The sequence below is a fragment of the Mesorhizobium sp. P2_D6 genome, assembly GCF_056404315.1.
The window spans coordinates 596,174-606,931 of sequence record NZ_JBFUEG010000003.1 but is presented as its reverse complement, the minus strand read 5'-3'; the positions used below and the strand labels follow the sequence as shown (position 1 = coordinate 606,931).

General features: G+C 63.6%; 8 protein-coding genes and 1 pseudogene. 2 read left to right on the top strand and 7 right to left on the bottom strand.

The annotated features are described in order from the left end of the window. Positions 1-118 precede the first annotated feature (118 nt). Positions 119-901: a hypothetical protein gene (locus tag AC1D1L_RS09465; RefSeq protein ID WP_112563582.1), complete on the top strand. Its 783-nt coding sequence runs from the start codon at positions 119-121 to the stop codon at positions 899-901. Between the two features lie 27 nt (positions 902-928). Here AC1D1L_RS09465 and AC1D1L_RS09460 read toward each other — a convergent pair whose 3' ends face one another. The 6 genes and pseudogenes from AC1D1L_RS09460 to AC1D1L_RS09435 form a co-directional block, all read right to left on the bottom strand. After that, on the bottom strand, positions 929-2,614 hold the full coding sequence (locus AC1D1L_RS09460; protein ID WP_477340687.1) for a hypothetical protein: 1,686 nt from the start codon (positions 2,612-2,614) through the stop codon (positions 929-931). A gap of 125 nt (positions 2,615-2,739) precedes the next feature. Then, positions 2,740-4,379, bottom strand: a pseudogene (locus tag AC1D1L_RS09455) (ABC transporter substrate-binding protein). Positions 4,380-4,695: 316 nt separating this feature from the next. Then, on the bottom strand, positions 4,696-5,718 hold the full coding sequence (locus AC1D1L_RS09450; protein WP_477340685.1) for an alpha/beta hydrolase: 1,023 nt from the start codon (positions 5,716-5,718) through the stop codon (positions 4,696-4,698). 13 nt (positions 5,719-5,731) lie between these two features. Next, positions 5,732-6,409 carry an isochorismatase family protein gene (locus AC1D1L_RS09445; RefSeq protein ID WP_477340683.1) on the bottom strand — a complete coding sequence of 226 codons (678 nt, stop codon included), beginning with the start codon at positions 6,407-6,409 and terminating at the stop codon, positions 5,732-5,734. Then, entirely contained in the window at positions 6,410-7,714 is a 1,305-nt protein-coding gene (locus AC1D1L_RS09440; RefSeq protein ID WP_477340681.1) for a M24 family metallopeptidase, read from the bottom strand. A gap of 105 nt (positions 7,715-7,819) precedes the next feature. Beyond that, positions 7,820-8,716 carry a GlxA family transcriptional regulator gene (locus AC1D1L_RS09435; protein WP_352589602.1) on the bottom strand — a complete coding sequence of 299 codons (897 nt, stop codon included), beginning with the start codon at positions 8,714-8,716 and terminating at the stop codon, positions 7,820-7,822. A 181-nt stretch (positions 8,717-8,897) separates the two neighbouring features. Here AC1D1L_RS09435 and AC1D1L_RS09430 point away from each other — a divergent pair, with 181 nt between their 5' ends. Continuing rightward, complete coding sequence (locus tag AC1D1L_RS09430) at positions 8,898-9,395, top strand: GAF domain-containing protein (RefSeq protein WP_477340679.1); 498 nt, start codon at positions 8,898-8,900, stop codon at positions 9,393-9,395. A gap of 6 nt (positions 9,396-9,401) precedes the next feature. Here AC1D1L_RS09430 and AC1D1L_RS09425 read toward each other — a convergent pair whose 3' ends face one another. Beyond that, positions 9,402-10,478, bottom strand: coding sequence for a YeiH family protein (locus AC1D1L_RS09425; protein ID WP_477340677.1), 1,077 nt, complete (start codon positions 10,476-10,478; stop codon positions 9,402-9,404). Positions 10,479-10,758: the final 280 nt, after the last annotated feature.

Below are 10,758 nucleotides of genomic sequence, written 5' to 3'. Positions count from 1 at the left end.
ACCGACACTGACAATGCAGCGCAACATTTGCAAGTGGGCTAGACGGCGCTCACCAATCTTGGCAAATTTACTGCTGCGATCGCTGGACAATATTCGGCGATGAAACAGGGGGCGCATCATGACTTCGGCAACATTTGCACGGCCTGAGAAATTTCAGATCGGCAGGGTATTCAACAACAGCTTCTCCGTCATCGGCCGAAATATCGTCCTGACTGTCGGACTGGCATTGCTGTTTTCAGGGTTGCCGACGGTCTTGATGCAGTTGTGGACTGAATCGCGCATGCAGGCCATCCTGGCGGTCGATCCAGGCGCCGCGGCCGATCCCGCCTTCGCGTTTCGCAATTCCTGGATCTCGTTTGTCGCCATTTTCATAAGCTCCATTTTTGCGCTGCTGCTTCAGTCTGCGCTTGTGCGGGCCACGATCGAGGATTTGAACGGAAAGCGTCCGACCTTTGGCGACAGCCTGCAGATCGCCATTCGTTTTTTGCTGCCAACCCTGGGGATAGGTTTCCTCGTTGCTTTGGGATCGGGCCTGGCCATGATCGCCTTGATCGTGCCCGGCATCATCCTTTGGCTCGGCTGGTCGGTTTCGGTGCCGGTTCTGATCCAGGAGCGGCTTGGCGTGTTTGGTTCGATGTCGCGCAGCCGCGCCCTGACCAAGGGCAGCCGCTGGTCGCTGTTCGGCCTGTTCCTGGTCCTGATCATCATCGCCATGGTCATCCAGGGGGCGGTTGGCGTGGTCGTCTACCTGTTTCACGGCATTGTCGCGGCCATCGTGGCGGGGCTGGTGCAGAGCGTGATGTCTATGCTGCTGTCGGTTGCCGCTGCGGTCAGCTATGTCGAACTGCGCCAGGTCAAGGAAGGCACCAGCGTCGACGAGCTGGCGGAGATCTTCTCGTAAGGCGACGCCGCTGCGGTCGGCTGGGCTTCAATGGCAACAGCTATGGTCCGCTTGCACACTCGTCCGGCACACGCATGACGAGGTGATCGCCACATCCGCCTTCGCCAGCGCAGCGGCAAGCTTCGCCTGCAACTCCGGCATCTCCACGCTCTCGCCGCGCCGTTTCAGGCATTCGACCAGCCCGTGCAGCGCCCAGACATTGTCGGGATGCTGGGCGCAGCGTTGCACCCTGCCGCTCAAGCCCAGATCGTCGCGATAGACCTGCTCGGCCTCTTCAGCGTGGCCCTGGTCGAGCAGCAGGGCGGCCAGCGCATGGCGGGGAGGATGCATCCAGGCCCATGGCTCGGTGTAGGACAGATTGTCGTCGAGCTCGACCGCGTCGCGCAGATGAGCGTAGGCGTCGTCATGGCGGCCCTGGTGATAGGCAAGCTCGCCATCGAGCAGCGCCGCGCCGACGGCCAGCGAAGCCCGCGTCGGATTGCTGAGGAAGCGCCGCTCGGGCGCAATGCCCTCGACATGCCTGCGGAAGTTCTCGCGCTCGCGCTCGGCCGCCGAAAATTGCTTGAGCGTGGCATGCGCGACGCCCTTGGCGTAGTGCTGCATGGCTGATGTCAGCACGTAGAGTTCCGGCTCTGCCACCATCGGCTCGTCGATGATCTCCTGCCAGCGACCGAAGCGCACCTGCACATGCGCGCGCATGGCGTGATAGCCTTCAACCGTCTGCGTCAGCTTCGGCCGGTCCTGGATGGCGACCACGTCGCGCGCGACCAGGCTGCGCACCTTGTCGGCCGCCCACAGCGCCGGCTGGTACTGGCCAAGGAACATGCAGGTGAACATCATCAGATGCAGATCGTGGCAGCAGCCGAGCAAATAGTAAGTCGGCTCACTGGCATAGGCGAGGTAGAGGTCGTTGGCGCGCACCGCCTTTTCGCTGGCGAGCTTCGCCTTCTCGTATTCGCCGCACAGCACATGGATATGCCCAGGCATGTGGTTCATGTGGCCGGCATCGGGACACATCGTGCCGAGCCGGTCGGCCGAGCGAATGCCGCGCTCCGGCTGCGTCGACATTTCCAGGAGATGGATGTGGAGGTGTAGGATCGCCGGATGCGGCGCAGTACCTGCTTCGTCCGAAAGCCGGATCGAACGCTCACAGACATCCAGCGCTTCCAGCACATCCGAGTTCGGCGCCGGTATGCCGGTCTTCAAATCCCACAGCCGCCGCACGGTGCGCATCATCAGCGCCTCGACGGTGAGCGCCATCACGTCATGGTCGTCGGGAAAGTCGCGATAGACCTGCCGCATCGCGGCAGCATAGGCGTTGTCCCACTGTTCGAACTCGGCCGGTTCCACGCCGTGCGGCTGCTGGAAGCGCGCGGCCAGCGCTTCGATCAGCCGCTGCTCGACGGGGCTGGCGCCCGCAGAACCAGCCCGCGCGAGCTGAACATGATCGAAGCAGCGCTTGGCGGCGCGGTTGGCCTCGTCCTTGCCGTGCTCCTTCCAGGTGAGGTTATAAAAAGGCCCGGCGGCATAGGCGATGCCCCAATGCGCGAAGGCGCAATCAGGGTCGGCCTCCAGCGCCTTCTCGAAGCACTTTATGCCTTCCTCATGGTTGAAGCCGTAGCACCAGTTCAGCCCGATATCGAACCAGCGCTGCGTCTCAACCGAAGAGGTGGAGATGGGGCGGCGATAGGTGCCGAGGTCGAAATGGTCCATGCTTGATTCGCTCTGAGCCGAAAGTCGGTCAGGCGCAATCTGTGCCAAAAATCATGCGCATGGCAAACGGCATTCGGCCGGCGCGGCTCATTCGAACCGCGCCGGCCCAACAGTCCTGGGAGGGATCAGCTTTCCAGCCACACCTTCTCAAAGTGCTGCTCGAGCGACTGGTGCTGTTCGCAGCCTTGCACGCCCTTGCGATAGGTGCGGTAGACCGAGCGCCAGTAGGGCTGGATGATGATGCCGGCATTGCGCAGATTCTGCTCGATCTTGGCCATGATCTCCTTGCGCTGGGCGGCGTCCGGCGTTGCCAGCGCCGTGTCGAGAAGGTCGTCGAACTCTTTGTTGGCGTACGCGCTTTCGTTCCAGGCAGCACCCGATTTATAGGCTAGCGCCAGCACCTGGACCCCAAGCGGGCGGCCGAGCCATTCGGTGGTGGAGAAGGGGTATTTGCTCCAATCGTTCCAGAAGGTCGCCGCCGGCAACACCGTGCGCTTGATCTTCAGGCCGGCCTCGCGCATCTGCGCTGCGATCGCGTCGCCAGTGCTCTTTTGCCATTCGACATCGACGGAGATCAGGTCGAATTCGTGGTCGGCTTTGCCGGCCTCGGCAAGCAGTTTCTTCGCCTGATCCACGTCACGCTTGGCCGGGCCGATATCGGCAAACTCAGGATGCATCGGCCGACATGATGGTTGTCGGCGGGCTTGCCGCGACCACCGAGGCCAAGCGCCAGCACGGCCGAATTGTCGACCGAAAGCTGGGCAGCGCGGCGCACCTTGACGTCGTCATAGGGTGCATTGCCGACATTGAAGCGGGCGACGATGGTCGAGCCGGTGGCGATCTCGGAATTTAGCAGGCCCATCTTCTCGGTCTGCGACACGGCGTCGGAGGCGGTTTCGTGGTCGGTGTCGATCTCGCCGGATTCGAACGCCGACAGCATGGCGTTGGGGTCGGAGCCGTAATCGACCCATTTGATGCCGTCGAGGTAGAAGTCGCCCTTCCACCAGGGCTTGTCCTTGCGCTTCACCTCAGCACTTGTCTCGGCATTCCAGCTGACCAGTTCGCAGGGGCCGGTGGTGATCGCCAGCGCCTTCATCGGGTCGTCGCCGCCCTCATAGGAGCGGTGCATAATCAACGCCGGATAGTCGGCCATGCCGGCGATCAGCGAAATATCGGGCTTCGGCAGATTGAGTTTGACGGTGAAGTCGTCGACCTTCTCAATGCCGCCATCGACCGGCTTCTTGGTGTCGGCATTGACCAGCGCGCCCATGCGCGCGGCGACCGAATTGCCGGCCACTGACGCATCGCACCAGCGAGTGAGATTGTGGATGACGTCGTCGGCGTTGAAGGTGTCGCCGTTCGACCAGGCGATTCCCTTGCGCACATGGAGCGTGATTGTTTTCGCATCGTCGCTGGTTTCCCAGCTTTCGAGCAGCCAGGGCTCAAAGGTGAAGTCGCGGTTCCAGCGCACCAGATATTCGTTGCAGTGGCGCGCGACATTGGACATTTCGACGCCGTCGAAAGTGCGCGGATCCTTGAAGCCCTTGACGTTCATGGCGACGCGCAAGGTGCCGCCGCGCTTCGGCTCCTCGGCCCGGGCGGGCGAGGGGGCAAGACCGCCCAGCGCCAGCGCGCCAGCCGCGCTGACTCCGAAGCCAGCCATGATGGCGAGATATTCGCGCCGGTTGACGCCGCCCTTCCTGAAATCGTCGGCAACGGGTTTCGCCTTCGGATGCAATCTTCTGTCGGTCAGCATGAATTTCATCGTCGTTCCCTCTTTGTTGAGCGCCCCGACGGATCGCCTCCGCTGGGGGCGGATGCGACCGCCGGGCGCCGTTGCCTGAGCGTCGATGATAGGGCGGGCTGACGCAGGGAAATGTTCGCTTTTCCGCAATTCTTGTGCGCTGCTCCGCAGGAGTGTGCAGGACAGAGGGGGCGCTTTCCGCCGGCCCCTTCTGTCGGCTGGGGTGTCTTCGCAGACAATCGTTGCGTTAGAATATTGGAGGGCCGCGATCCTTCGCGCCCCCTCTGGCCTGCCGGCTTTCGGCGTTCGGAACGCCAAGCAATTGGCTTTCCACCCGCTATGCGGACCACTCCTCAACCCCCACGAGGGGGGAGATCAGCGTTTCGTCGTTCTTGCCGAGCACGGCGACGGCGGCGATGGCCGCCAGGATGCACAGGAAAGCCTCGCCGGCGCGCTCTACATTCTTGCGGGCACGCAAAAAACTGTGCACCAGCCGCGGCTCCTCGTACCACCAGGCGCGGCCGCCGGCGGCGACGATGCGGTCGCGGTAGGTCTCGCCGTCCGACGACAGCGGATCGCATTGGGCGGTGACGATGACCGTCGGCGGCAGGCCGGAGAAATCGCTGTCTTTAAGCGGCGAGAATGTCGGGTCGTCGGGCGTGTGCGCCGGGCCTGAGCGGATGGCGCGGTAGGCCTCGATGTCGCGCAGCGTCAGCAGCGGCGCTTGTGCGTGCTCGACATAGGAGCCGGCGTTTTCGTCGCCGCCGAGGCCGGGATAGATCAGCACCTGGCCGACGGCGTGGCGCGGGTGGCGGCGCGACGCATGCGCGACCGCGGCGGCAAGGTTGCCGCCGGCACTCTCGCCGACGAGCACGATTGGCAGGTCGGTCGTCTGCGCCGCCCATTCGAAGGCGGCAAGCGCATCCTCGAAGGCAGCCGGATGCGGATGTTCCGGCGCCAGCCGGTAGTCGGCGGAGACGACGTCGAAGCCGGTGCCGGCACAGATTTCGGCGCAGATGTCGTCATGACTGTCGAGCCCGCCCAGCACAAACCCGCCGCCATGATAATAGACGACGAGTGCGCGTAACGGCTTGCCCGCCATACGGTAGTGGCGGATGGGAATGGCGTGCCCTTTATCGCCGGCAATGATGCCATCGTTTGCGGTGACGCCTTTGGGATAACCCTGATGGAAGGCGCGGCACATCGCATCATAGACCGACCTCTGCTCGGCAATCGGCAGTTCGGCGATTTCGGGCGGAAACCAGTCGTTGACGCGGTCGATGTAATCCCACAGCGCCGGGTCGAGCAGGGTGGCGTACTTTCCCCGCCCTGCGGTCTTGAGCTTGTGGACCATGCCCATTGTCTCTTGCCGCTCAGAGTTCGCCGTAGAGCCGGCCGGCGTTTTCAAAGGTGAAGCGCAGCGGCACCGAGCCCTCGACCTGCCATGCATCAACCGTGTCGCCCGCCATCAGCCGGCAGGCGTCGATGGTGTTGGTGACGGCGCCGCCATAGAGCCGGTTGGCGAGGTTGAGGATGGCGGTCTGGTGCATCGCGGCACTGCCGCTGCCGCAGGCATCCTTGACCAAAAGTACACGAAAGCCGGATGCGACCGCGTCCTTCACGGTGGCGTCGACGCAGGCCTCGGTCCACACGCCGGCGACGATCAGCCATTCGATGCCGCCGGATTTGAGGTCGCGCGCCGCCGGCCCCGAACGGAAGGCGCTGGCCTCCGCCTTGATCAGCAACGCTTCGCCATTGGTCGGCGCCACCTCGTGGCAGATTTCCGTCAGCGGATCGCTCTTGTCGGAAAAGGCCGACTTGCCGTCGGCATCGAGCGGATGGAACGGCCGCGCCTTGGCGGTGTCGACAATATAGGCCCAGTGGTAGAGCGGCACGAAATTGCGCCGCGCCGCCGCCTGCAGGCGCTGGACGTTGGCCAGCACCTCGCTATAGCCTTCGACCAGATAGCGCTTGTCTTGCCGATGCTCCTCCTGAAGGTCGATGAACACCGCAGCCACCGTGCCGCGTTTGATCGAGATGGGTGCCTTCATCTAGGCAACCCCTGCCAGAAACTCGTCCTCATAGGGAAAGCGCGACAGAAGCTCGGTGCCGGTGTCGGTGATCAGGATCTCGTCCTCCAGCTTGACGCCCTCGCGGCCGCCTTTCTCGCCGATATAGCTTTCCACGCTGACCACCATGCCGGGCACGATACTGCCGTCGCGGCCGTAGGTCTCATAGTCCATGGCATGCGCAATGAACGGCGTCTCGCCATGCATGCCGACGCCGTGCATGACTGAGGTATAGCGCTGGTCGACAAAACGGTCCGGGATTTTCCACGCTTTTTCGGCGATCTCGCGAAAGGCCATGCCCGGCTTGACGATCGAAATATTGTGCTGAACCTGGTCGTGCGCCATGCGGTAGAGCGATTTCTGGTAGTCGGTCGGCTTGCCCGGCCCGCAGCGGAAGGTGCGCGAAAAATCGGAATAATAGCCGTAGCAGCCGATCGTGTCGGTATCGAGCGCCAAGAGTTCGCCCGGCCGGATCTTGCGGCCGCTGGCTTCGTTGAACCACGGATTGGTGCGCTGTCCCGAAGTGAGCAGCCGCGTCTCGATGAACTCGCCGCCCTGGCGGATCACCTCGCCATACATGATGGCGAACAGCTCGTTTTCGGAGACGCCGGGCTTGATTGCCTCGCGCACGGCATAGACAGCCGCCTCTGCGCCGGCCATCGACACCTGCAGGCATTTCACTTCCTCAGGCGTCTTGACCGCCCGCACAGCCAGGATTTCACCCTGGCAATCCCTGACCTCGCAGCCGCGCTTTTCCAATGCCAGCGCCTGAAGATGGCTGCAGCGGTCGAGGCCGAGCTTCATCGAGCCGCCGCCATGCTTCTTCAAAAGCTCGGCGATCTCGTCGGCGAAGGGGCCGGCGGTCTCGTCGTCGCGACCCGACACCGAAGACCACACCAGCTTGGACGGACGCGCCTCGTCGATCGTGTCGAGCGCCATCGAGACATGGTAGCTCTGCGGGTATTCGAACAGCACGATCGGCCCTTCGGTCGGGATGAAGAAATAGCGCGTCGAGTTGCGCAGGAAATAGCCGAACATGTTGCGCGAGCCGGTGGCGTAGCGCTGGTTGTAAGGGTCGAACAAAACCACGCCGCCATAGCCGGCCTCGCGCATCCAGCCGCGCAGCTTCGCAAGCCGTCCTTTGCGCAAGGCGTCGGCATCGATGAAGGACGGCTCGGTATCCGAAAGCCACATGCCGCCGGCAGAGTCGGCCGCGACCGGGTGGCGCATACGGTCCTTGAAGTCCACATCCTCGGTGCTGTCGGGGTCGAAAACGACGATGCTCATGGGTGCGCCTCCTGAAGGCTCGAACATAGCTCGGCGTTGAGCAAAGGCTGTGCGCAATCCCGCAAATGTCGTGCGAAATGCCGCAAGCGCAGCCGCGCTCAATCCCTAATGCCGTCGCATCGCCTTCGGCGCATGTCCGTGCTCCTCGCGGAAAGCCCTCGCAAAGCTCGACATCGACGCAAACCCGCAGGCCAGCGCAACATCTCGCACCATCAGCGTCGAATGCGCCAGAAGGTCAGCCGCGCGCCGTAGCCTGAGGCGCCGGTAGTAGCCGTTGGGCGAGATGCTGAGCTCGCTGCGGAAATTGCGCTCCAGCTTGTCGGAGGAGACGCCGAGCCTTGCCGCCAGTTCCGTCATGCCGAGCCGCTCCTCGACCGCATCCTCCATGATGGCGATGGCCGACAGCACCAGTTCGTTCTGGACGCCGGTGCGCAGCCTGAGCGGCATCAGTTTGCGGTCGACGCTGGAACGCAACGGGCTGTGCACGAACCATTCGGCGACACCGGCCGCGAGCTCGCCGCCATAGTCGTTGGTGATGATCTCCAGCATCATGTCGAGGCTGCCGACGCCGCCCGCCGAGGTGAAGCGCTTGCGATCGATGACATAGAGGTCGCGCCGAAGCTCGATGTCCGGGAATGCCTCGGTGAAGGCCGCCTGGCTGGTCCAGTGCAAGGTGCAGGCATGGCCGTCCAGCAAGCCGGCCCTGGCGAGGAAGAACGCCGCATCGGCCACCGCGCCGATATGGGCGCCGCCCCGCAGGCTCTTGCGCATCCAGGCAACCGCATCGTCGGCGACAAGCAAGTCCGCATTGCCGCCCGAGCAGACGACAATGCGGTCGACCTTCGGCGCGCCAGAGGCTGAGAATCCCGGTTGTATGACAACCCCATTGGACGCCTCGACCGTGCCCTGGTCGGCGCCGACGATCACCCAGCGATAACAATCCCGTTTGGCCAGCACATTGGCGGCGCGCAGCGGCTCGATCACCGAACTGAACGCCATCATCGGAAAGCCGGGAAAGACCAGCACGGCGAAGGTGAGAGGGCCTTCGCTCGCTGCCGGCTGCACCCGATCCTGTCTTCTGCTGGCATGGACGGTATTCACAATTGTGTATTTCCCGGGCGCGTCATTGGTGGCAGACAGGGATATAGCGGGCATCTTGGCTCGCCGGCAACGGAGACCAACCATGTTTGCGGCTCAGACCATCGACAGCAGCGACAAGCCAGCCTTCTACCGCGAACTGGCAGCCCAGTTGAAGGCGCTGCTGGAGGGCGAGAGCGATTCGGTCGCCAATGCCGCCAACACATCGGCGCTGATCTTCCAGATGGTGCCCGACCTCAACTGGGCCGGCTTCTATTTCCTTGCCTCCGACGAGGAACTGGTGCTCGGGCCCTTCCAGGGCAAGCCGGCCTGCGTGCGCATCGCCGTCGGCAAGGGCGTGTGCGGCACCGCGATCGATCTCGAAATGTCGATGCTGGTCAAGGATGTGCACGAATTTGCCGGCCACATCGCCTGCGACGCCGCCTCGCGCTCGGAGCTGGTGGTGCTGCTCAGGGACAATGACGGCGTCTTCGGCCTGATCGACCTCGACAGCCCGACGCCCGGCCGCTTCGACAAGGACGATCAGGCCGGCATCGAGGCGCTGGCCGCGATCTATGTCGCGGCAAGCTCGTTCGAGGACTGAGCGGCTTTAAGCGAACTTTACCAGCATCAGGCTGAAGCAGCCGATGAACAGGAACGCCGAGAAGGCGAGTGCCAGCGGCCGCAGGCCGCGCGAGCGCAGCTGCGAAATGTTGGCTTGCAGGCCCATGGCGGCGAGCCCCATGGTCAGCATGATGGTGGTGCCGAGCGCCATTGCCGACTTCACTTCCGCCGGCACGGTGATCAGGCTGTTCAGCGCCACGACGGCGACGAAAGCGGCGACGAACCACGGCATGGGCGGCCGTGCCGCCGATTGATCGCCTGACCGGTCGCTGCTCGTCTTGCGGCGCGCCATCAGGCCGAGCGCGATGACCATCGGGGCCAGCATGGAAACACGGGTCAGCTTGGCGACGGTGGCAATCTCGCCGGACTGTGCGCCGTTCTGGAAGCCCGCGCCGATGACCTGCGCAACCTCGTGGATCGAGGCGCCTGCCCACAGACCGAATGCGTGCTGGTCGAGGCCGAGCACCGGCGCCAGCAGCGGGTAGCCGAGCATGGCGACGGTGCCGAACAGCGTGATCGAGGCGACGGCGTAGGTGACGTCCTCGTCGCGCGCGTCGGTGACGATGTTGGTGGCGACGATCGCCGAGGCGCCGCAGATCGAGGTGCCGGCGGCAATCAGTTGCGCCAGCTTGGCGTCGACGCCGAGCAGCCGGCCGAGCGTGATGGTGAAGACGAAGGTCGCGCCAAGGGTAGCCGCAACAATGCCGACGCCACTGACCCCGATGGAGACGACCTGGCCGAGCGTCAGCTGGAAGCCGAGCAGCACGATGGCAAAGCGCAGCAGGCGCTTTTGCGAAAAGGCGATGCCGGCCTTGGCGTGGGCGGGGGTGCCGAGCACGTTGGAATAGATCATGCCGGCGACGACAGCGAGGATCATCGGGCTGAACAGCGCGAAGCCGGAGACGTTATGGGCCGAGAAGGCCACAGCCGTGATCATCGCCACCAGCACGACGCCGGGGATAACGCCGTTCCACGCCGAATCGAGCCGCTTGCGGCCCGCCGCCAGATCGGCAGAAATCGTGTTTTTCGGAATATCGTTCGCGATGTGGGTGGCGGAAGACAATGCAATTCTCCAAGCGGTTGCGCCGGAGGAATGCCATTCCTGAACCAATCTTTCCAACGAATTGTTTTGGTTAGAATGATCTGGTTTTACGAACGATCGGTTCTGACCTGACGAGGGAGCATCCCTGAATTCTACAGGCTGGGCCAATCTCAAAATCTTGACGGGCTGCGCTTCCTGTTCCAGCGTGGCGCCATGTCCGTTTTCTCGCTCGCCATCACCAAGCGACGTCGCCTCTGCACGATGCGGAGCGGCAAGCTGATTGCGCGACGACAAAGACCGG